The 23,454-nt window shown below is 40.5% G+C and carries 18 protein-coding genes; 10 read left to right on the top strand and 8 right to left on the bottom strand.

Annotated elements, in window-relative coordinates; all coding sequences use genetic code 11:
• Window positions 1-981: 981 nt before the first annotated feature.
• From IWX76_RS05405 to tgt, 3 genes are read right to left on the bottom strand one after another with little or no spacing between them, the layout of a single operon-like run.
• Entirely contained in the window at window positions 982-1,878 is an 897-nt protein-coding gene (locus tag IWX76_RS05405) for a DMT family transporter (RefSeq protein ID WP_196858831.1), read from the bottom strand.
• A 2-nt stretch (window positions 1,879-1,880) separates the two neighbouring features.
• Window positions 1,881-2,984: an LptF/LptG family permease gene (locus IWX76_RS05400; RefSeq protein ID WP_196858830.1), complete on the bottom strand. Its 1,104-nt coding sequence runs from the start codon at window positions 2,982-2,984 to the stop codon at window positions 1,881-1,883.
• Window positions 2,985-4,115 (bottom strand): tRNA guanosine(34) transglycosylase Tgt, encoded by a 1,131-nt coding sequence (tgt, locus tag IWX76_RS05395; RefSeq protein WP_196858829.1) that lies wholly within the window; start codon window positions 4,113-4,115, stop codon window positions 2,985-2,987. It abuts the gene before it with no gap.
• A gap of 132 nt (window positions 4,116-4,247) precedes the next feature.
• On the opposite strand from tgt, the gene IWX76_RS05390 reads away from it, so the two are divergent.
• The 4 genes from IWX76_RS05390 to IWX76_RS05375 all read left to right on the top strand — a co-directional run bounded on the left by IWX76_RS05390 (window position 4,248) and on the right by IWX76_RS05375 (window position 8,656).
• On the top strand, window positions 4,248-5,369 hold the full coding sequence (locus IWX76_RS05390) for a glycosyltransferase (protein WP_196858828.1): 1,122 nt from the start codon (window positions 4,248-4,250) through the stop codon (window positions 5,367-5,369).
• Window positions 5,360-5,992 (top strand): 16S rRNA (guanine(527)-N(7))-methyltransferase RsmG, encoded by a 633-nt coding sequence (gene rsmG, locus IWX76_RS05385; protein WP_334641275.1) that lies wholly within the window; start codon window positions 5,360-5,362, stop codon window positions 5,990-5,992. The genes IWX76_RS05390 and rsmG overlap by 10 nt, the downstream gene beginning before the upstream one ends.
• Window positions 5,993-6,051: 59 nt before the next feature.
• On the top strand, window positions 6,052-7,143 hold the full coding sequence (dprA, locus tag IWX76_RS05380) for a DNA-processing protein DprA (RefSeq protein WP_196858827.1): 1,092 nt from the start codon (window positions 6,052-6,054) through the stop codon (window positions 7,141-7,143).
• 151 nt (window positions 7,144-7,294) lie between these two features.
• Window positions 7,295-8,656: a pyridoxal-phosphate dependent enzyme gene (locus IWX76_RS05375; RefSeq protein WP_196858826.1), complete on the top strand. Its 1,362-nt coding sequence runs from the start codon at window positions 7,295-7,297 to the stop codon at window positions 8,654-8,656.
• Between the two features lie 68 nt (window positions 8,657-8,724).
• Here IWX76_RS05375 and murA read toward each other — a convergent pair whose 3' ends face one another.
• From murA to IWX76_RS05360, 3 genes are all read right to left on the bottom strand, one after another.
• Window positions 8,725-10,050, bottom strand: a complete 1,326-nt coding sequence (gene murA / locus IWX76_RS05370; protein WP_196858825.1) for a UDP-N-acetylglucosamine 1-carboxyvinyltransferase — start codon at window positions 10,048-10,050, stop codon at window positions 8,725-8,727.
• Window positions 10,051-10,076: 26 nt separating this feature from the next.
• Window positions 10,077-10,763: a DUF4290 domain-containing protein gene (locus tag IWX76_RS05365; protein ID WP_196858824.1), complete on the bottom strand. Its 687-nt coding sequence runs from the start codon at window positions 10,761-10,763 to the stop codon at window positions 10,077-10,079.
• Window positions 10,764-10,837: 74 nt separating this feature from the next.
• On the bottom strand, window positions 10,838-13,123 hold the full coding sequence (locus tag IWX76_RS05360; RefSeq protein WP_196858823.1) for an ATP-dependent helicase: 2,286 nt from the start codon (window positions 13,121-13,123) through the stop codon (window positions 10,838-10,840).
• Window positions 13,124-13,307: 184 nt separating this feature from the next.
• Here IWX76_RS05360 and IWX76_RS05355 point away from each other — a divergent pair, with 184 nt between their 5' ends.
• Together IWX76_RS05355 and IWX76_RS05350 are read left to right on the top strand one after the other, a co-directional pair.
• Entirely contained in the window at window positions 13,308-14,678 is a 1,371-nt protein-coding gene (locus tag IWX76_RS05355) for a dipeptidase (RefSeq protein ID WP_196858822.1), read from the top strand.
• 3 nt (window positions 14,679-14,681) lie between these two features.
• Window positions 14,682-15,602, top strand: a complete 921-nt coding sequence (locus IWX76_RS05350) for a glycoside hydrolase family 25 protein (RefSeq protein WP_334641271.1) — start codon at window positions 14,682-14,684, stop codon at window positions 15,600-15,602.
• A gap of 8 nt (window positions 15,603-15,610) precedes the next feature.
• Here IWX76_RS05350 and IWX76_RS05345 read toward each other — a convergent pair whose 3' ends face one another.
• Complete coding sequence (locus IWX76_RS05345; RefSeq protein WP_196858821.1) at window positions 15,611-16,708, bottom strand: mandelate racemase/muconate lactonizing enzyme family protein; 1,098 nt, start codon at window positions 16,706-16,708, stop codon at window positions 15,611-15,613.
• 106 nt (window positions 16,709-16,814) lie between these two features.
• Here IWX76_RS05345 and IWX76_RS05340 point away from each other — a divergent pair, with 106 nt between their 5' ends.
• Together IWX76_RS05340 and IWX76_RS05335 are read left to right on the top strand one after the other, a co-directional pair.
• A complete protein-coding gene (locus IWX76_RS05340) occupies window positions 16,815-18,827 on the top strand; it encodes a thioredoxin domain-containing protein (RefSeq protein WP_196858820.1) in 2,013 nt (670 codons plus the stop codon).
• A gap of 11 nt (window positions 18,828-18,838) precedes the next feature.
• Complete coding sequence (locus IWX76_RS05335; RefSeq protein ID WP_196858819.1) at window positions 18,839-19,339, top strand: FKBP-type peptidyl-prolyl cis-trans isomerase; 501 nt, start codon at window positions 18,839-18,841, stop codon at window positions 19,337-19,339.
• Window positions 19,340-19,745: 406 nt separating this feature from the next.
• On the opposite strand, the gene IWX76_RS05330 is transcribed toward IWX76_RS05335, so the two are convergent.
• The gene (locus IWX76_RS05330; protein WP_196858818.1) at window positions 19,746-21,368 is read right to left on the bottom strand and encodes an ABC-F family ATP-binding cassette domain-containing protein; all 1,623 of its coding nucleotides are present in this window, start codon (window positions 21,366-21,368) and stop codon (window positions 19,746-19,748) included.
• Window positions 21,369-21,620: 252 nt separating this feature from the next.
• Between IWX76_RS05330 and IWX76_RS05325 the strand changes: the two genes are divergently transcribed.
• The gene (locus tag IWX76_RS05325; protein ID WP_196858817.1) at window positions 21,621-23,000 is read left to right on the top strand and encodes a polysaccharide biosynthesis protein; all 1,380 of its coding nucleotides are present in this window, start codon (window positions 21,621-21,623) and stop codon (window positions 22,998-23,000) included.
• A 48-nt stretch (window positions 23,001-23,048) separates the two neighbouring features.
• A complete protein-coding gene (locus tag IWX76_RS05320; protein ID WP_196858816.1) occupies window positions 23,049-23,435 on the top strand; it encodes a M67 family metallopeptidase in 387 nt (128 codons plus the stop codon).
• Window positions 23,436-23,454: the final 19 nt, after the last annotated feature.

Below are 23,454 nucleotides of genomic sequence, written 5' to 3'. Positions count from 1 at the left end.
CGTGCTTTGTATGTGAAAATTGTAGTTATACTACTCTATTGATTAACGAAATTTGCTTGTTCAGCGCTTAGTTTGGTGTTTTGATTTACGTGTTTTTTTGGTTTTACGCAGCATGAAATGGCCTGGAAATTGGCGGATTGCTTGGCTTTGACGCTACTCATTTGCCGTCGTATCTTGGCGCAATGCAGCATGAAATGGACAGGAAATGCAGCGGGTTATTTGGCTTCAGCGCTACTGATTGGTCTTGGGAATTTCGTTAGATGCAGCACGAAGCAGCTTTGAAATACGGCGAATTATTTGGTTTCGGTGCTGCTGATTGACCGTCGATTTCTCGATTGATGCGACATTAAATGACCTGAAAATGTATAGGAATATTCGAATATGGGCAATTGATTTGCGCTCCGTTTTAGCTAAATCTTACGCTTAATGACATCCGTTTTTGCTAGCTGCGCCGACGTTTTCAGGCAATTTACAGCTCGTCAAATGGCTTACGAAAGGCCCAAAATTAAGGGGAGTGTGCTTCAGTAGTGACACGTTATCGGCTACTTTAGCTAAGTATAATGGGTAGGTTTACGGAGGATCTGACGGTAGATTTTACTTCAATAGTAGGTGTGATTTTAGCTGATTTTAACCTACCCATCACTGTATAAAAGGAAAGATTAGCCGATGTTTTACCTTGCCAAGGGGTGGCTGTTTAGCTAAATTAAAGGACTCATGAGCTTGAATTAATAAGTAATACAGGTTGAATTTGTAAGCAATTACATGTTTATTTTCGTTCTCCAGCAGGCTGCTTTTTAGCTGACCTGCGCGGAAAATACTTAAGATTTTCTTTCAGAAATTAATGATTATTTTAGCTTGCTTCACTGTTGAATTAACACCAGTCTTTGGCAGGAATAGCATGTAAACTCTGGCTTCATTTATCTCAGTGCGCAGCTGTTAAACCGCGCCCAAAATCGAAGTATAAGGGAGAATTGTTGGTCTTTAAAGCTGTTTCAATTTACACTTTTTGTAGACCGGATATAAGAACACAGAACCTAAAATAAGGACTGCTCCCATGTAAAATCCAAAGGTCATGGCTTCTTGTTTTCCGAAGAAAAGGAAGGCCAGTATGATGCCATATACAGGCTCCAGGTTAGTGATTAATGCCACGCGAAATGCCGACAGGGTACGCATTACAGACACCCCGGCAACATAGGCTAAGGCCGTACAAACCGTACCTAGAATGATGAGGCATACCCAGTCCATCAGGCTTAAATTAAAGCGCTCTGTAGCCAACGACTGGTCGAATATACGGTATAAAGTCACCCAGAAAAATGCACCAGCCATCTCATAAAAGCCTATGATTATGGCCTCGCTTTTTTGAATAAAGGTCGAATTAATGATAGAAAATAAGCTGGATGCAAGGGCTGCAGAGAGGCCAAAAATGATGCCCAGGGTGTACTGACTTTCGAATTTAAAGATCAGGTATATGCCCAGAATGATCACCATTCCGATGAAAACATCGGCTTTCTCCACGGCTTGTTTCTTGATTAACGGCTCTAGTATGGCAGTAAAAAGTGTGAAAGAAGAGAGGCATACAAGGGTGACAGAAACGGTGGAAACCTTGATGGCATGGAAGAAAAGTACCCAGTGTAAGGCCACAATACTGCCGGTAAAAAAGTATTGCAGAAACTGTTTTCTAGTGACTTTTAAACTGGTTTTCGTGAATATAAAATAGAGAAATAAGGAAGCCGTAGCGATTAACACACGGTACCATACCATTTGCACAGCATCAATAGAAATAAGGGCACCAAGGATACCGGTAAAACCCCAGATCACTACGGTAGCATGCAGGATATAAAGGTTTTTGTTGGATGATTTAACAACAGATTGGGACATGATTATTTAGGTGCTTTTCGAAGTAAATAAAGGCCAAGCAAGCCGAAAAAGATGGTCGGTAACAGTACCGCTAACAGGGGTGGGATGCCGCCCTTGATGGAAAACATTTTGGCAAAACGGTCCACTACAATAAAGGCGAAGCTCAGAAATATACCGATACCAAGAGAAATACCAACACCTCCACGTACCTTTCTGGACGACAATGCCACACCAATTAAGGTGAGAACAAAGGCCGATAAAGGCTGTAAATAGCGCTTATACTGCTCAAATAGTAGGTCGTTCATGATACCTGAGCCACGGGTGGTCTCTTTTCTAATTTTTTCTGATAACTCTTTGTTGCTCAGGTTCTCGAAAATATTATCGTACACGGAGAAATCATCCGGACGCATGTCCAGAATAGTGTCCTTTTGTTTTGTACCACCACTAATAAAAGTCTCCTTAAGGCCGTCAATATGCCTGATGGTGTAATTAGTAAGCTTCCAGGAGCGCTTTAGCGAGTCCCATTTGATCTCATCAGCCACCAGTTTCTTGGTCATCACATCGCCTTTGAAATTATCCAGCATAAAGCGAAAACCAGATTTGGTTCGGTTATCAAAGCTTTCTATATAGATATAGGTATTGTCGTCTAGCTTCATGTGAATGTTCTGCTTGCTGGCAGAGTCCATTTTCTTCATGTATACGTTCTCAAAGTTGTTCTTGATTTGATTGGTATAGGGCAGGATATAGAGGTTACTGAACAGGTTAGCAGCAAAGATGATAAAGGCAGAAAAGAAGTAGGGGCGGAGGAAGCGGTTAAAGCTTACTCCACCACTTAATATAGGTACAATCTCCGTTTGATCGGCCATTTTTGCCGTAAAAAAGATCACGGCAATGAAGTTGATCAGGGGGGAGAGCATGTTTACATAAAATGGGATGGAACCTGCATAATACAAGGTGAAAACCTGCCACATGCTGAGGTTATTGCCCAGAAAATCATCTAGTTTTTCCGATAAATCAAAGATCACAATGATCACCACAAATATCGTAAGGGTATAGATAAACGTACCCAGATACTTACTCATAATGTACCAGTCAATGATCTTGAACCTGCTGCGGAAAAACTTCATTTATAATTTATTACCTAATATAGTGACCATTTTATTCTTCCATGCATAAAACTCACCTGCAATGATTTTCTCACGGGCTGTTTTAACCAGCCACAGGTAGAAGTGCAAATTATGCAGGGTAGCAATTTGCGCACCTAAAATCTCTTTAGAGTGCATTAAGTGCCTTAAATAAGCTTTAGAATAAACCTGATCTGCAAAAAGATCGCTGTCTGCCTCAATTGGCGAGAAATCATCTGCCCACTTTTTGTTGCCAATATTAATAATACCGTTTTTTGTAAATAGCATGCCATTACGGGCATTACGCGTAGGCATCACACAGTCAAACATGTCAATACCCAGGGCAATATTCTCTAAAACATTTATAGGTGTACCTACACCCATTAAATAACGTGGTTTTTCGTAAGGTAATATATCGCAGACCACTTCTGTCATGGCATACATCTCTTCTGCGGGCTCTCCAACAGATAAACCACCAATGGCATTACCTTCACGGTCCATGGAAGCGATAAATTCTGCCGATTTCTTTCTTAAGTCCTTGTATACTGAACCCTGAACAATAGGAAAAAGGGTTTGGTCGAAACCATATTTTGGTTCAGTAGTATCAAACCGGGTGCAGCAGCGTTTTAACCAACGGTGTGTCATGTTGATAGAGTTCGCTGCATATTTATAGTCGCATGGGTAAGGTGTGCATTCATCAAATGCCATAATAATGTCGGCCCCGATGGTGCGCTGAATGTCCATGGCATATTCCGGCGTAAACAAATGTTTTGAGCCATCAATATGTGAACGGAAGGTTACCCCTTCCTCCTTAATTTTACGAACTTTACTTAAAGAGTACACTTGATAGCCACCGCTATCAGTTAAAATAGGCCTGTCCCAGCCAATAAACTGGTGTAAGCCACCCGCTTTTTCAATCACGTCCAATCCTGGTCGCAGGTATAAATGGTAGGTATTTCCTAATATTATTTTGGCGTCAATATCATTTTTCAATTCTCGCTGGTGTACCGCTTTAACCGTTCCTGCAGTACCTACAGGCATAAATATTGGTGTTTGGATCTCACCGTGTGCGGTGGTAATGGTGCCGGCTCTTGCTTTGGAATGTGTATCTTTCGCCTCTAGGGTAAATTTCATATATCTGAATGCTCTTCACTAAAATCTGCCAAAAATAGGAAAAAACGGCCGATTAATAGGTTAATTATTTTATCAACATCACTAACATTACAGATTAAAAATCAGAAATTTGGCACCTTTTAGAAATATATTGTGGAATTGACGCTTATTGAGATCAGCCTGCTGGGCATTTTAGTTTTATGTTTACTTGTACAACTTAGTTTTACCCTCTTTGTCCATTTGAAATTAGGCCTGGTGAAGGTGGAAGACATCCCGGCGGATGCGACCGAACCTTTAAGCGTTATTATTTGTGCCCGCAATGAAGCCAGGAACCTGGAGCAGTTCCTTCCAGCAATCCTGGAGCAGGATTACCCTGAATTTGAGGTAATTGTAGTAAATGACCGCTCCTGGGATGACACCAAAGATGTGTTAAAAGTATTTACTGATAAATATACCCACCTGAAAGTGGTTACCGTGGCCGAAGGCACCAGGTTTTTTGCCGGAAAAAAGTTTGCCGTCACCATGGGCATCAAAGCGGCGGCTAACGAATGGCTGGTTTTTACGGATGCCGACTGCTTTCCAAGTTCTGACAAATGGTTGCTGGGCATGCAACCGCCCGCAAATGCAGCACAGGAAATTGTATTAGGTTACTCTCCATATCTTAAAAAGCGTGGTCTCTTAAACGCGCTGATCCGTTTTGAAACCTTTTTTACCGCGGTTAACTACCTTGCTTTTGCTTTAAAAGGCATGCCTTACATGGGTGTTGGCCGTAACATGGCCTATAGAAAATCGTTGTTTTTCAAGAATAAAGGTTTCGCTGCACACATGCATATCCCTTCAGGTGATGATGATTTGTTTGTGAATGCGCACGCCAATCGCCACAATACCAGCATTCGTATACATCCCGAAACCCACATATGGAGTGAACCAAAGACGAGTTTTGGCGATTACCTGAAGCAGAAAAAGCGTCACTTTGGTGCTGGAAAGTTTTATAAAGACACACATAAGTTTATTCTTTCTACCCAGATTATTGTGCAGTTTCTGTTTTATATGGCCCTGATTGCTGCTTGTTTTATCAAAGCACTGTGGTTTCCGGCGCTCGGTGTTTTCATCTTCAGCATCTTGGTGAGGTGTTTTGTTTACCCCAAATTATTAAAACGTTTAAATTATGCTGGTTTAGTCTGGTGGTTTCCGCTGCTGGACATACTATTATTCATTTTTCTAGTGTTTAACGGCATTCTGTCTATATTTGTTAAAAAAGTGCAGTGGAAATAAAATCAACAATCATACAAAAATACTTTAAGGACCTCTCTGAACAGCAGATCAACCAATTTGATCAGCTTTATAGCCTTTACAGCTTCTGGAACGCGCAGATCAATGTAATATCCAGAAAAGATATCGACGAGTTATATGAACGCCATATCCTGCATTCTTTGGGTATTGCTAAGTTTATCAGTTTCAAAAAAGGTGAAAAAGTGCTTGATGTAGGTACTGGAGGTGGTTTTCCGGGTATTCCATTGGCTATTTTATTTCCCGACACGCAGTTTCACCTGGTTGATTCTATTGGTAAAAAAATTAAAGTGGTCACCGAGGTAGCCGCTGCGCTTGGCCTGACCAATGTTAAAGCCAGTCATCTGCGTGCTGAACAGGTTACTGATAAGTATGATTTCGTTGTTTCCCGTGCAGTTACCCGTTTAATTGACTTCTATCCATGGGTTCAGGGCAAGTTTAATAAAACCTCCAACAATGCCATTCCTAATGGGATCCTTTATTTAAAAGGTGGCGAACTGGCCGAGGAGATTGAAGAATCTAGGTTGAAAGCAGAGCTTTATCCACTTAAAGATTACTTTGAAGAGGAATTCTTTGACACTAAATACGTGGTGTACATTCCTCAATAATTTCCTTTTTTTTAGCATTTGCATGGTGATATTTATAGGATATAATATTACGTTAGCTGATGAGTATTGTGCATCAAATCGGACTAACGTTAATTCCTGGTGTAGGCCAGGCCACCGCTAAACACCTTTTAACATATTTTGGCTCTGCCGAAGCAGTTTTTGAAGCCACTGTATCCGAATTACTAAACGTACAGGGGGTAGGCGTGGCCATTGCCAATCATATTGTCAGCGGCCAGGTTTTCCATCAGGCAGAAGCAGAAAGTCGTTACATCGAGAAACACGACATTAAGGTGCTGTTTTATACAGCGGCTAATTATCCTCAACGACTTAAAGAATGTGGTGATGCACCGGTTTTACTTTATTACAAAGGAAATGCCGACCTCAACCATACACGTATGCTAAGTGTGGTGGGTACCCGCATGGCTACTGCCTATGGTAAACAGCTGTGTATGGAGCTCGCAGAAACCCTTAAACCTTATGGCATACTGGTGGTGAGTGGCCTGGCTTACGGGATTGATATTGCTGCCCATCGCGAAAGTCTCCGGCAAAATATTCCAACTGTAGGCGTGCTTGGCCACGGCCTGGATCGCATATACCCTTACCACCACAAACAAATAGCCCAGGAGATGCTGGAAAAGGGAGGTCTGCTATCCGAATTCCCCATAAATACCATGCCCGACCGTGAGAATTTCCCTAAGCGTAACCGCATTATTGCGGGTTTAACGGATGCCACACTGGTGGTGGAAGCTACCATTAAAGGCGGTGCGCTGATTACGGCAGAGCTTGCCAATTCCTACCACCGCGATGTGTATGCCTTTCCTGGCAGGGTAAACGATCCTTATTCACAAGGTTGCAACTTCATGATTAAAACTAACCGGGCGGCATTGATCAACGCCCCAAAAGACCTGTTGTACTACATGGGGTGGGATGATGTAAAACCCCAACCGGAGGCGTTACAGCGGCAATTGCCTTTTGGTTTGTCGCCCGAAGAAGCGCGTGTCATGGACATCTTAAAGGCTGCACCACTGCTTATTGATGAGCTGGCGTTGAAGGCCGATATCCCCCAAGGTAAGCTGGCCATCCATTTATTAAACCTGGAAATGCAGGGTTTACTCCTTTCCATGCCCGGAAAACAATATAAACTCCATTAAAATATTTTGATATACCTATAAATATGAATGTAAATAACTCTATTGGTTAAGTAGATTAAAATATTATTTGTGCAATGTCATATAATACGAATTTAATTCTTAATTTCTTTTTGTAAATAGAATTCTAAAGGGCATTTCGTATTTTTGTAACATGTGGTATAATAATATTTTAGAAACAATCGGTAACACACCGCTGGTTAAATTGAATAGCGTTACAAAAGAAATCCAGGCAACGGTACTTGCTAAGATAGAGGCTACTAACCCCGGAAACTCCATCAAAGATCGCATGGCGGTTAAAATGATTGAAGATGCGGAAAAAAGCGGTAAACTTAAACCTGGTGGAACCATCATTGAAGGTACTTCTGGTAACACCGGAATGGGACTGGCCATGGCCGCCATTATCAAAGGATACAAGTGTATATTTACGACTACAGATAAACAATCGAAAGAAAAAGTAGATGCTTTACGTGCTTTTGGTGCGGAAGTGGTGGTATGTCCCACTAACGTTGATCCTGAAGATCCACGTTCTTACTATTCTGTGTCTTCCCGTTTAGAAAAGGAAACGCCTAATTCCTGGAAACCGAATCAATACGACAACTTATCGAATACCCAGGCGCATTACGAACAAACTGGCCCTGAGATTTGGGAACAGACAGAAGGTAAAATCACCCACTTAGTGGTTGGTGTAGGTACCGGTGGTACGGCATCAGGTATTGGTAAATACTTAAAAGAGAAAAATCCAAAAATCCAGGTGTGGGGTATTGATACTTATGGTTCTGTATTTAAGAAATATAAAGAAACTGGTATTTTAGATAAAGATGAGATCTATCCTTACATCACCGAAGGTATTGGAGAAGACTTTTTGCCTCAGAATGTTGATTTTGATGTGATTGACCTTTTTGAAAAAGTAACGGATAAAGATGCAGCTTTAATGACCAGGGATATTGCCCGTAAGGAAGGTATTTTTGCAGGTAATTCGTCAGGTTCTGTGATTGCAGGTTTGCTACAATTAAAAGATAAATTGAAACCTGAAGATGTTGTAGTGACTATTTTCCATGATCATGGTAGTCGTTACATGGGTAAAATGTTTAATGAAGACTGGTTACGTGAGCGTGGCTTTTTGCAGGATGAGAAATTGACTGCAGGTGGTATTCTTGCAAAAAAAGAACAACAGGAGATCATTACCATTGATTGCCAAAAGACGATTCTGGAAGCCATTAATAACATGAATACGTTGAATATTTCTCAAATCCCGGTAACACAGCAAGGCATGGTGGTTGGTAAATTAGCTGAAAGTGATATCTTAAGGGCTTTAATGGAAAATCCTTCTTTAAAATCTGCTCCGGTACAGGAAATTATGACCGCAACTTTTCCTTTTGTTGATATGAATACATCGATTGATAGAATATCGTCTTTGATTAACAAAGAAAATAGTGCGGTATTGGTAGAGTTTGAAGATGGTAAAATTGATATTATTACTCAATACGACATCATTAATGCAATTTCTGCTTAATAAGCAATAAAATTATAAGACATAAAAAAAGCCCTTTTAAGGGCTTTTTTTATGTCTTATATTCCATGTTAGTGACCTGGGCCTGTACCTTCAACCCGTCTGATTTGTGCACCTAAGGCACGTAAACGGATGTCAATATCCTGGTAACCACGTTCAATTTGCTCAATGTTATAAATAGTAGATGTTCCCTCTGCGGATAAAGCAGCGATCAATAGCGAAACACCTGCACGAATATCTGGCGAAGTCATGCTGATACCACGAAGTTTGTAAGCTTTATCGATACCATTTACCGTTGCACGGTGTGGATCACAAAGGATGATCTGTGCACCCATTTCGATTAACTTATCGACGAAAAACAGCCTGCTTTCAAACATTTTCTGATGGATCAACACATTTCCTTTAGCTTGCGTAGCAACAACAAGGATAATACTCAATAGGTCTGGTGTAAAACCTGGCCATGGTGAATCAGCCACAGTTAACATAGAGCCATCGATAAATGATTCAATCACATAATGTTTTTGAGAAGGAATATAGATATCATCACCCCTTAATTCGAATTTAATACCCAGCTTTCTAAAAACCTCTGGAATAATACCAAGTTCCTGATAACACACATTTTTGATGGTGATTTCTGATTCCGTCATGGCTGCAAGACCAATAAAAGAGCCAATTTCAATCATATCAGGTAACATGCGGTGTTCTGTTCCACCTAATTTGGTTACGCCTTCAATCGTTAATAAGTTAGAACCTATTCCAGAAATCTTAGCCCCCATGCGGTTAAGCATTTTACATAATTGCTGTAAATAAGGTTCGCAAGCTGCATTATAGATGGTGGTTGTTCCTTTTGCCAACACAGCAGTCATCACAATGTTTGCGGTGCCGGTTACAGAGGCTTCGTCCAATAATACGTAAGCACCTTTTAAGTTGGTGGCATCCACATTAAAGAATTCTTTTTTATTGTCGTAAACGAACTTTGCACCTAATTTCTCAAATCCCAGAAAGTGAGTATCCAGTCTTCTTCTTCCAATTTTATCACCACCTGGTTTAGGGATGGCTGCTTTACCGAAACGGCCTAACAGCGGACCTACAATCATAATTGATCCTCTTAATCCACCACCTTTGGCTTTAAAAGTATCCGAGGTGAAGTAATCAAGGTTAATGTTTTTAGCTTCAAAAGTGTAAGTGTCTTTTGATAAGCGCTCCACAGTTACCCCTAAATCGCCTAATAATTCAATCAGTTTATTGACGTCTTTAATATCAGGGATATTGCTGATGGTTATTTTCTCTTCTGTAAGTAAAACAGCGGCCAGGATTTGTAAGGCTTCGTTTTTAGCTCCCTGAGGGTGAATTTCTCCTTTTAATTTTTTACCACCTATTATTTCAAATGCATTCATGTTTCTTTTCTCTCTTTAGCTGGTAATTAGTGTCTTGGTTTTCCGTTGTTACTGCGTTGAGGGCGGTTATTGTTGTTTACGCGGCCTTTTCCGTTGTTGGTATTGCTGTTGTTGTTTCTGCCGCGGTTGTTATTATTGTTTGCCGGGCGGCTCACCATTGGCTTAAATTCTATCTTATTCAGGTTAATGTTTTCCTGGAGTTGTAACTCGCCACCCGATAGTTCGGCAAGATTTTTTAAGATGGTTTCATCAGCTACGTTGTCTTTGTTCCAGGTTACGTAAGCCATTTTCATGAAGTTAGCAATTCCCTGTACCATGGCTGCTCTACGTTCAGGTTCTTCAGTGTTTTTCGCTCTTTCAATCAGCGTTTCTACCGTTTTACCATAGTGTTTAAACCTGATTTTCTGTTGTGGATAACCGATATGTTTTGGTTTCACAGCAGCTTGCTCCGGTGTAGGTTTAGGATAAGGGCAGTCCACATCAATCTTATAACCTGAAATGATGTGCAAATGATCCCATAACTTATGTTTGAAATCAGCCACATCGCGCAGGTGTGGATTTAAAAAACCCATCAGGTCAATGACGGCCTGTGCATATCTATTGCGTTCCTGAAGATCCGGAAGTTCGCAGATGTATTTCACCATGTTTTGCACATTGCGACCATACTCGGCTAAAATCAACTGGTTACGAGTGGTATTATAATCAAAATTCATTTTTATTTTTCTAGAGGCATGATCGATGCTGATTGGAATCAACTGCCTGTGTATGTGTTATAATAAGGTATAATTTATTTAACAATTCGCAATTTAGCAAATTTTAGTAATAATTGTTTATTTCCTAAACCCTGGAAGAAAACGGTAGCTTTTACATCAGGTAAATTGCCTTCGAGGTTAATGATTTTTCCAAATCCAAATTTCTCATGTTCAACATCCATGCCCATTTGAAAAGCACTGGCAGCGTCGGGAGCAAATCCCGGAGTGGGCACATGCGCCTTTGGCAATATAGAGGTTGTTTTCGGCATTACACTCGTTGCAGTGGGTTTAGGCTTGCTGAAGGATTCCCTTTGTTGCGACCAGCTCCGGCGTTCATTGTCGAAACTATCATCTCCCAACGTACTCTTCGCTGGTTTTACAACCTCCAGTTCTAAGTATTTAGCACTGATTTCGTTGATAAAACGACTCGGCTCACAGCTGGTTAATGTGCCCCAGCGGTAACGCGAAGTGGCATAAGTAAGGGTAAGTTTTTTCTCTGCCCTGGTAATGGCCACATAAAATAAGCGACGTTCTTCTTCAAGGTCCGTACGTGAGTTCAACGACATTTGCGAAGGAAACAGATTTTCTTCCAGTCCTACCACAAATACATTTTTAAACTCTAAACCCTTTGCCGAGTGTATAGTCATCAACGAAACGGTATCTCTATCTTTATCGTCCTGCCTGTCGTCATTAGTCAATAAAGCAATATCCTGCATAAATATCGCCAGACTACGGTCTTCAATATCTTCACGTTCAGCGAACTCTTTAATACCATTAAGAAGCTCCTGAATGTTTTCATAACGGCTTCTGCCTTCAATGCTGTCGTCGGTATGCAGCTCTTTTAAAATACCAGAGTGTTGTGCAATAAATAAAGCGGTTTCGTAAGCATCCAGTTTTTTAGACTCCGCAGCGAAACTTTGTATCATCATGGCAAAGTCGTTCAGCTGGTTGGCAATTCTGCCCTCAATATATTGCTGAGGATTACAAATGACCTCAAACATGGTAATGTTATGTTTGTCGGCCGCTACAATAATCTTATCAACTGTGGTATCTCCCAAGCCTCTTTTAGGATAATTGATTACCCTCTTTATGGCTTCCTCATCACTAGGGTTAAAAGTGAGGCGGAAATAGGCGATTAAATCCTTAATTTCCTTACGTTGATAGAACGACAGGCCACCATAGATCTTGTAGGGTACGTTAAGTTTTCGTAACGCTTCCTCCATGGCTCTTGACTGCGCATTGGTACGGTACAAAATGGCAAAATCACTATGATTAAGGCCTTTTGAACTGCGATCCTGCACAATAGCCTCTGCTACCAGTTTTCCTTCTTCATTGTCGGTAAAAGCACGCTGTACCTTAATACGGTCGCCGGTTTCATTGGCAGAGAAAACATTTTTCTCCAGCTGGTTTTTATTATTAGCAATAATGCTGTTGGCTACTTCTACAATATTTTGTGTAGACCGGTAGTTTTGTTCCAGTTTATATACTTTAAGGTCCGGATAATCTTTTTCAAAGTTGAGGATGTTTTGAATATTAGCCCCCCTGAAACCATAAATACTTTGTGCATCATCACCCACTACACATAGGTTCTGGTAAGCTGCAGCTAGTTTTTTAACAATGGTATATTGCGAAAAGTTAGTATCCTGGTACTCATCTACCATCAGGAATTTAAATTTCTGCTGGTATTTGTTTAAAACGTCGGCATGGTTTTTCAATAACACATTTGTTTTAAACAGCAAGTCGTCAAAGTCCATGGCTCCGGCTTTGAAACACCGTTTGGTATAAGTTTCGTAGATAACGCCAATTAAGGGGCGTTTATTGCTCATATCTTCGGCCTGTATTTCCGCATTGTTCAGGTACTCCCCATGCGAAATCAGGTTGTTTTTGGCTGAAGAAATGCGGTTAAACACAAAGTTTGCGTTATAGAGCTTGTCGTCAAGCTGCATTTCCCTAAGGATGGCCCGCACTAAGCTTTTGCTATCATCAGTGTCATAGATGGTGAAGTTTGACGGATAGCCGATCTTTTCTGCTTCCACCCTTAATATTTTAGCAAATACAGAGTGGAAAGTACCCATCCATATATTTTTAGCTTCATTACCAACCACCTTCATGATACGCTCACGCATATCTTTTGAAGCCTTGTTCGTAAATGTGAGTACTAAAATGTTAAAAGGATCTACACCTTTCTCAATTAAATGCGCAACGCGGTAGGTAATTACCCTGGTTTTACCAGATCCGGCACCAGCCACAATCATGGCGGGTCCGTCGGTATTTTCTACTGCCGCACGTTGCTGTGGGTTTAATCCTGCTAAATAATCCAAAATGAGCTAAATATTTTAATTGCGAGGTATAATAATAACGCCGCTGTATAAATATAGGTTTGTGTGGTTGACTGTTCTTTTGTGGATGAACATCAAGCCCCTGATCTAATCAGCTCCAAATATACAAATAAGTAGTTTAATATGAAAAGTTTCAAAAACTCTATCTTTGTTCAAAATAGTTGACATGCAAGAGATCAAAAAATATGTTGAAGAAAACAAAGAACGCTTTTTAGAAGAGTTGTTTGAGTTATTACGTTTCCCCTCAGTAAGTGCTGATCCTAAGTATAAAGGTGATGTGTTAAAAACTGCTGCATTTGTAGCCGAAAAGTTAAAAGAAGCTGGTGCCGATCAAGTGGAGATTTGTGAAACAGCAGGTTATCCGATTGTTTACGGCGAGAAAATTATCGATCCTAGCTTACCGACGGTCTTGGTTTACGGTCATTATGATGTGCAGCCTGCTGATCCTTTGGAGCTGTGGAAAACACCTCCATTTGAACCTACAGTACGTGACGGAAAAATATATGCCCGTGGTGCCTGTGATGATAAAGGCCAGTTTTATATGCATGTGAAAGCATTTGAACTGATGATGAAAACCAACACCATGGCCTGCAACATGAAATTCATGATTGAAGGGGAAGAAGAAGTAGGTTCTGCAAACCTTGGTCTTTTTGTGAAAGCCAATACAGAACGCTTAAAAGCCGATGTGGTATTAATCTCTGATACTTCGATGATCAGCATGGAAAACCCTTCTATCGAAACGGGTTTACGTGGTTTAGCTTATATGGAAGTGGAAGTAGTAGGACCGAACCGTGATTTACACTCTGGTGTATACGGTGGTGCAGTTGCCAATCCTATTACCATCTTGTGTAAAATGATTGCTTCTTTGCATGACGAAAACAACCACATCACCATTCCTGCTTTTTATGATAAAGTGTTTGAATTGACCAATGAAGAGAAGAAAGCTTTAAATGAGGCACCTTTTGATTTGGAAGACTATAAAAAAGACCTGGATATTCAGTCAGAATGGGGAGAGGCAGGTTATTCTACTTTAGAACGTACCGGAACCCGCCCAACATTAGAAGTAAACGGCATTTGGGGTGGTTACATTGGCGAAGGCGCAAAAACAGTATTGCCGTCAAAAGCAAACGCCAAAATATCCATGCGTTTAGTGCCTCATCAAAGTTCTGAGGAGATTTCTGAAATCTTTGCCAAACATTTTGAAAGCATTGCCCCTAAGTATGTAAAGGTGAAGGTAACGGCACATCATGGTGGCGAACCAGTGGTTACGCCAACCGATAGTGTAGCTTACCGTGCCGCAGAGAAAGCTATTGTTGATTCCTTCGGTAAAAAACCTATCCCTACACGTGGTGGTGGAAGTATTCCCATCGTAGCCTTATTTGAAGAGGTATTGGGCATCAAATCGGTATTGTTTGGTTTTGGCTTAGACAGTGATGCCTTGCACTCGCCAAATGAGAAGTTCGATATCTTCAACTATTATAAAGGAATAGAAACACTGCCTTTATTTCATAAATATTATGCTGAATTAAGTAAATAAGCTGTGCCTCCTCTTCCCAAGAAAAAACCGATTACTTCGCTCGACAAAGCGTTAGCCAGGACTCAAGCTGCAACGGCCAAAAAGCCAGTAGCGCGTAAACCTGTGAAGAGGAGGTCTTCTAAAAAGAAGGCGAAAGGCATGGCCTTGCACTGGAAATTTATCATCGCTTTATTCCTGCTGGTGCTGCTATCGCCTTTATATTATGCCTATGTGTTAAAATTGTTTACCTCAACCATCAGTTGGGTTAAAGACATAGGTGAAGATCCAAATTACCGCACTTACCAAAGTTTTAACATTAAAATCCCCAAAAAACACAGCATCCATGGCATCGATGTTTCTTATTACCAGGGTAAAATAGACTGGCCGCAGGTTAAAGCCATGCAGGAAGACAGTGTTAGGGTACATTTTGCCATCATTAAAGCCACAGAAGGAGTGGCCCTGGTTGATCCCTATTTTCAAAGAAATTGGCGCGAAGCCGCTAAAACAGGCATCGCTTGTAGCGCTTATCATTTTTTCAGGCCCAAAAAGTCAGGCTTGTGGCAGGCTCGCTTTTTCTTGCAAACCGTTCAGTTTGAAAAAGGTGATTTGCCTCCCGTGATTGATATTGAAGAGTTAAATGGCGTATCGCCAGCAGACATGCGTAAAGAACTAAAAGCTTTCCTTTCTCATGTAGAGCGAAAAACAGGGGTAAAACCGATTATCTATTCAGGTTTGTCCTTTTATAACGATTACCTGGATGGCCATTTTGATGATTATAAATTGTGGATAGCCCATTATCATGAGGCACAGCTTAAAGTAAATCCCGATAAATGGATCTTCTGGCAACATTCTGATCGGGCACGCATCAATGGCATTAACCATGTGGTAGATTTTAATGCCTTTAATGGCGACAGTACCACGTTCGAAGCCTTAAAAATCAAATAATCAAGGTACTAAACCGTCCATTTTTCGCAGGTCTTCAAAAACTCCGGATCAGCATCTGCGCCAATTCCAATCGTTTCCGGAACATCAAGCATATACCCATTATAGGTTAAACCTCCCGTTACCGGGTCTGCCAGGTGTCCCAAAAGACAGGTGTCCAGGTCAAAAAACTCCACATTCGGACTCGCCAATGCAAAGTGCAGGTTGGCGCTTAATGCAATCCGGCTTTCCAGCATGCTGCCAATCATACATTTAACACCCGTTTTCAGCGCTTCTTCATGAATCTTTTGTGCTTCCAGAATACCACCTGATTTTGCAAATTTAATATTCAAGTATTCACAGGAATTACTGTTAATCAGTCGGCGGGCATCGTGGTGGTGGTATACGCTTTCATCGGCCATAATTTTAATGGGCGAATTTAAACTAAGCTCCGGAAGGCGGTCGTCAAACCAGGTACGCATAGGTTGCTCACAGAATTCAATGTTATATTGTGCCAGTTCGCCCAGGGCCAATAAAGCATCATCGAAAGTCCAGCCCTGGTTGGCATCAAGGCGGATGGCCATATCAGGGCCCACAGCCTCCCTCACAGCCGCTACTCTTTTAATATCTTCATGAACTCCCTTGCCCAGCTTAAGCTTTAATATCGTACAACCTTTTTGTTGGTAGTTTACTGCAGCAGTGGCCATCACTTCTGGTGTGCCAATACCAATGGTCATATCGGTTTCAATGGTTCTTTTGGTGCCGCCTAAAAATTTATATAATGGTAAATCGGCGTGTTTTGCAGCGAGGTCAAATAAGGCCATATCAAAGGCACTTTTAATGGTGCCATTATGATCTGCATAACCTAAAAGGTCATTCATCCGTTCTGGTATATCCAAAGGATCTTTTCCAATCCATATTTTAGCAAAATCTTTAGCCATGGCGATACAGGTTTCCTGAGTTTCGCCCACAATCATCGGGAATGCCGAACATTCACCCACGCCGTATATGCCACGATCTGTATGTATCCTGATGAACACATTTTGTGCGAAATGCATGGTGCCGGTCGCAATGACAAATGGTTCCATCGGTATACTAAAGCGGTAAATTTCGGTATGTGTGATTTTCATGATAGGTAGTTTATTCGTTGCCATTTAGGGTTGTATATGCCCATCATGGTTTAGTGGTGTAATGTTTGAGGAATAAAAGTACAACTTATCTTTTTACCTTTATCATATGAATTTGGAACCTAATGAACTAATTAAGGCCTCCTCGCCCTATTTATTGCAACATGCTTATAACCCTGTCCACTGGTATGAATGGGGAGAAACGGCCTTGCAAAAAGCGAAAAATGAAAATAAACTCATTTTGGTGAGTATAGGTTATAGCGCTTGTCATTGGTGCCATGTCATGGAACGTGAAAGTTTCGAAAACCATGAGGTGGCCGAAGTAATGAACGAGCATTTTGTGTGTATTAAAGTAGATCGGGAAGAGCGCCCGGATATCGATCAGGTGTATATGCTGGCGGTACAACTGATGACGGGCTGCGGGGGCTGGCCCTTAAACTGTATCTGTTTGCCAGACCAGCGGCCGGTTTACGGGGGAACCTATTTCCAGAAACCTGATTGGATTAATGTATTAACCAATGTAGCTGAACTATGGGCGCAGGAGCCTGAAAAAGCCCTACAATATGCAGATCGCTTAACGGATGGTATTATCAACGCGGAGAAAATTATTCCGAACGTTAAAACTGCCGACTATACAGCGGATGATTTAAAAGAAATCGTTGAACCCTGGAAATGCAGTTTCGACATGAGTGAAGGGGGATATAACCGTGCTCCTAAGTTTCCTTTGCCTAATAACTGGCTGTTTTTATTGCGTTATGGGCATTTGGCTGAAGACCAGTCGTCAAGCATCGCTACCTTATTCACGCTCGAAAAAATGGCTTTAGGGGGTATCTACGACCATATAGGGGGTGGTTTTGCCCGTTATTCGGTAGACGATCGCTGGCATGTTCCGCACTTCGAAAAGATGTTATATGACAACGGACAGCTGATTAGCTTATATACGGAGGCCTATGCATCCACCCGAATGCCTCTATATAAACAGGTGGCAGTAGAATGTATCGAGTGGCTGCAACGGGAAATGACTTCACCGGAGGGTTTATTTTACGCCGCATTAGATGCTGATAGCGAAGGGGTAGAAGGGAAGTTTTATGTATGGTCGGCCGATGAGTTCGAAGTTATCACGGAAGGCGACCATAACTTATTGGCCGAATATTTCCATGTGACCGAAGAAGGTAACTGGGAAGAAGAACATACCAATATTCTGTTAAGAAGTGTAACCGATGAAGAGTTTGCTGCCGCCAAAGGCATTGCGCTGGAAGATTTACAGTTAAAAGTAAGACTCGCAAAAGAAAAGTTACTGCAACATCGCAGTTTAAGGGTAAGACCAGGACTGGATGATAAATGCCTTACTGCATGGAATGCCATGGCGATTAAAGCATTGGCAGAAAGCGCCATCGTTTATAAAGACCCTATATATGAGGCGATGGCTAAAAAAGCAGCAGACTTTATCCTTTCCGCTATGAGAACGCCAGAAGGGGGTTTGTATCGAAATTATAAATCTGGTAAAGCCAGTATCCCAGGCTTTTTAGATGATTATGCTTTTTTCATCGAAGCTTTAATGGCTTTATATGCAGTTGATTTTGATGAAAAATGGCTACATGAAGCTAAAACGTTAACTGATTACGTGTTGAGGGACTTTGTTGATACAAATACACCTATGTTATTTTACACCAGCTCCAGTAATGAAACCTTGATTGCCCGTAAACATGAAATCATGGATAATGTAATTCCGGCATCTAACTCTGTAATGGCGCAAAACTTACAAACTTTGGGTTTATTATTTGACGAGGGAATATACCTTGAAAAGGCAAGTGCCATGCTGGCTGTGGTTAAACCTCAGCTTAAAACCTATGGTTCTGCTTATTCTAACTGGGCCATCCAGCTGTTAAATGAAGTGCATGGCCTCAATGAAATTGCCATTACCGGAGCAGACCATCAGGCCATGGTCGAAGCGATCAACGATAACTACATTCCTAACAAAATTACAATAGCAGGAACAAATTCTTCACTTCCTTTGTTAAAAGATAAGCAAAGCATTGAAACAAAAATCTATATTTGCCGGAATAAAGTATGTCAGCTGCCTGTGAGTTCAGTTGAGGAAGCAATAAAATTGATAAATTAAAAAAGATTCTAATGAGTATTAAACCTAATACAGTAGTTTCCCTAACGTATGAATTGCATACGACGAATGGAGAAGGACAACAAGTTTTTGTAGAAAAAGCTGATGAGCAAAATGCTTTGGTTTTTTTATATGGTGTAGGTATGATGTTGCCAAAATTTGAAGAGCATTTGCTTGGCTTAAATGTTGGTGATGAATATAGCTTTGAGCTATCTGCTGCTGATGGTTACGGTGAAATTGATCCGGGAGCATATGCTGATTTGCCTAAAGATATGTTTAAAGAAGTTGATTTACCAGCTGTAGGTGATGTTATTCCATTGCAAGACAACCAGGGGAATCATTTCAGAGCAGGTGTAACGTCTATTCAGGAAGAAACCATTTCTGTGGATTTAAACCACCCAATGGCTGGAAAAAACTTAATTTTTGCTGGTAAAATTCTTTCTGAGCGTGAAGCTACTGAAGAGGAATTGAGTCACGGTCATGCACACGGTGCTGACGGTCACGAAGCACACTAATTCATATTTAAATTTACTTACGGGGTTGTATCATTGATAAAATGATACAACCCCGTTGTTTTTAAAGACAACGCACCCCTGGCGATGTACTTAGTGCCTGTGATTTTCTAATTTAAGGAAGTGTTATTACAATAGCGAAATTTACATTTATTCTTAATTAATGACATGGTATGTGCTTCAGTCTGAACCGCATGGTTTTGGCCAATCACAAACTCGTCCTGAAAGCAAGATGAATACGACATGAATCCGACATGAATATATGTTTTTCTGGAAAAACACGTATTCATTATATATTGATTTCGTTTACAACCTATATTCATGCAGAATCACTGTCGAATTTCTTTAAACTAAAAAGAGGCTGATTATTTTTCCAATGATCAGCCTCTCCGTATGATAGTGTTTTTACTTATTTGTACATTTCTGCACGTAAAGCAGCAATTTCTTCGCTATTGATATAATCATCATAACTCATCATGCGGTCAATGCTGCCTTTTGGGGTCAGTTCAATCACACGTGTCGCTACCGATTCTGTTAGTGCATGATCTCGTGATGTAAACAAAGCCGTTCCCTTAAAGTCTTTTAGACCATTATTCAGGGCGGTAATAGATTCTAAGTCCAGGTGATTCGTTGGTTCATCAAACATCAGCAGGTTGGGGTGTTTTAGCATCATCTGCGAGAACATACAGCGCATTTTCTCACCACCTGATAACACTTTACAGTTTTTTAATACTTCTTCACCTGAGAAAAGCATTCTGCCCAGGAAACTTCTTACAAACTGCTCATCTTTATCGGTATCGGAATATTCTCTTAACCAGTCTACCAGATTCATGTCCTTCCCATTGAAATAATCTGAGTTATCGTTTGGAATGTCAGCTACATTAATGGTTACACCATATTTAAAATCGCCGGTGTAGTCCGCATCACGGCCGGTCAATACCTGATAGAAAGCAGTTGTTGCCAAACTGTTCTGCGAAATAACGGCAATCTTATCGCCCTTATTGACCATGAAGTTTACATTTTTGAATAACACTTCGCCATGCGCACTTTTACTCAGGTTTTCTACCTGCAATATCTGATCTCCAGCTTCCCGACCTAAGTTATTGAATAAAATGGCTGGGTATTTACGGCTAGAAGGTTTGATCTCGGTAAGGTCAATTTTATCGAGCGCTTTTTTACGGGAGGTAGCTTGTTTTGATTTCGATGCGTTTGCACTAAAACGCTGAATAAACTCCTGCAGTTCTTTTACTTTATCTTCTAATTTCTTGTTTTGGTCACTACGTTGTTTTAAGGCCAGCTGACTTGACTCATACCAAAACGTATAGTTACCAGAGTAAATATTCATTTTGCTGAAGTCGATGTCGACAATATGTGTACATACTGCATCCAGAAAGTGCCTATCATGGGACACTACCAGTACAATACTTTGATAGTCGGCAAGGAAGTTTTCTAACCAGGCGATGGTATCAATATCCAAATCGTTGGTTGGCTCATCTAATAATAGAATATCGGGGTTACCAAATAAGGCCTGCGCCAAAAGTACGCGTACCTTTTGTTTACCGTCAATTTCTTTTAATGTTTTAAAATGCTGGTCTTCTTTAATGCCAAGATTGCTAAGCATGGTTGCAGCGTTGCTTTCCATGTTCCAGCCATCCATTTCCGCAAATCTATTTTCCAGTTCGCCTGCCCGTTCACCATCTTTATCGGTAAAGTCTTCTTTGGCATAAATGGCGTCCTTTTCCTTCATAATGTCAAAAAGCTCTTTATGGCCCATCATTACCGTTTCAATGACCGTATAATCATCAAACTCATGGTGATCTTGTTTTAAAACAGCCATTCTCTCGCCAGGTGTAAAAGATACATGACCTGAAGTCTGGTTCACTTCACCGGAAAGGATTTTTAGAAAAGTTGATTTACCCGCTCCGTTTGCGCCTATAACACCATAGCAATTGCCGTGAGTGAATTTTAGGTTAACATCTTCAAATAAGGTTCGCTTGCCGTAACGCAGAGATAAATTAGATACTGAAATCATAAATGCTTAAAAAATAAGTAGCAAAGGTAGGCATAATTTATAAAGGGTCGAAAAATGCACTTCGTAAATGATCAAAGTATCAGCTTTTTGTTCCGGAGTTGTAACTTATATTGCTGAAATTTAGTATACAATTATGAGAATATATTGTATACTAAGTTGTGTCTATTTTCTCTTTGAGAGATAGAATAATATATCTAATTTACATACATAATAATCAATTAATGAATTGCCTTTAACTATCAAATTCATATTATGATAAATTCGATATACAATAAAATTTGGGAATATTCCCCTGAAATTAATAACCCTGGCGCCTATTTACAGTTACAACATTTAACCAAAGAACTTATAGAATTATATAATTATGAAGGTCGATTAGAAGAAAATCCTTTCACACCAACGACCCGCAGGAAGCTCAGTTTACCACACAATGAAATTAAGCATTTGTTAAAAAATGAAACTTGTTTAGTAACTGGAGGATTGGGCTGCGTAGGTAGTTGTTTAGTAAATAAGCTCTTGGAATTAGAAGTAGGTCAGGTCATCATTATTGATAACCGTCCTTTTACTGGAACCACCAGCATTAACCAGAACAAAATTGTGTATATAGAAGCAGATGTTCGCGACCTGGCTACCTTAGAAGCGGTATTTGAAGCTTACCAACCTGCCTATGTATTCCATACTGCTGCACAGCGAAATCCTGGTTATGCAGAGCATAACGTAGTCGAAACCGTAACGACCAATGTTCTGGGTACTTTAAATGTGGTCAGGACCTGCGAAAAATCTCCTTCTGTTAAGCAATGCGTATTCTCTTCCACTGGAAAATCCAGTAGATATTATACGAATGAGGTTTACTCCGCAACCAAGAAAATATGTGAATATATCTTTGATACTTATGCTAAAAAAAGTAGCGTAATCTATTCGATGGTTAGATTTACCCATATTCTAGATAACAGCCTGATGGATATGGAATTGAGAAACTTATGGAACGCCAATTTTGTGGCTATCCATAGTCCTGGTAAATATGTTACTGCACAAAATGTGATGGAAGCAGCAGATCTTTTGTTGAATGCCCTGATCTATTCCGAAAAAAACAAATGTAATTTCCTCATTGTCAGAAACCTGGAATGGCCAGTGGAGAGCCTGGAAGTCGCCTTGTATTACATTAAACAAGCTGAGCGTGATATTCCGATCATTTTTAAAGGTAATCCTATCGGTTATACCGAAAAATTCTTTAGAGGGCAGTTAAACTGGGCACAACCGCAAGAACTTAATTTATTAATTAACGTTTACGAAAGCAGGGTTTTATCGCATAATGCGCATGGGGATATCATCATCTCGCATATATCGGCTACCGACACTGATGTGCTGGCCCAGGCGATTGTCCAATTGGAAAAAGTAGAAGGTGAGTTGCAAACTAAGGAATGTCTACTGTCTGCATTAAAAAATCTTGTACGTGCTTCATTAGTCCATGTAAATCGGGAGGATACGCTTAACATATTAAAATGGGGTCTTCAGCCAGAGTATCTCTTTAGTCAGGGAACTACCATGGTAGATTATGGTCCGACCGTTCCTTTGTTAATGGATAGCCTGAATAATTTAAACGTTTCTTATTGTGTTGCTTCAACCTTTTAATCCACGATGATAACAAATCTACTCATTGAACCTCAGCCATGGTCTATTATGAAAAAAAGTGTCATTCAGGCTTTTCCAGAAGAAAGTTGTGGCTTTTTTTTCGGTCAGTCAGACACTGATGGTACTATCGTGCAGGCTGCGTGGCAAGTTGAAAATGCGACGATCCTTAATAAAAAATACCATTTTAAGATTAATTCTAAAGATTACCTAGCTGCGGAGGCCTATGCTGATCAACATGAATTACAATTGTTGGGTGTGTATCATTCTCATCCAAACCAGCCTGCTATACCATCAAGTGTGGATACACGTGTGGCTTTGCCTGATTTCTCTTACCTTATTATTTCAGTAAACCCGGCAGGACAAACAGATAGCCGGAGCTGGCGATTGGATGATTTCAGAAAATTTCAAGAACAACCTATTAATCAGAATCATTAACTAATTTTAATCTAAATTT

Origin of the sequence: Pedobacter sp. CAN_A7, from assembly GCF_015752175.1 — a bacterium.
Lineage (GTDB): Bacteria > Bacteroidota > Bacteroidia > Sphingobacteriales > Sphingobacteriaceae > Pedobacter.
This window is presented reverse-complemented; position numbering and strand designations above follow the sequence as displayed.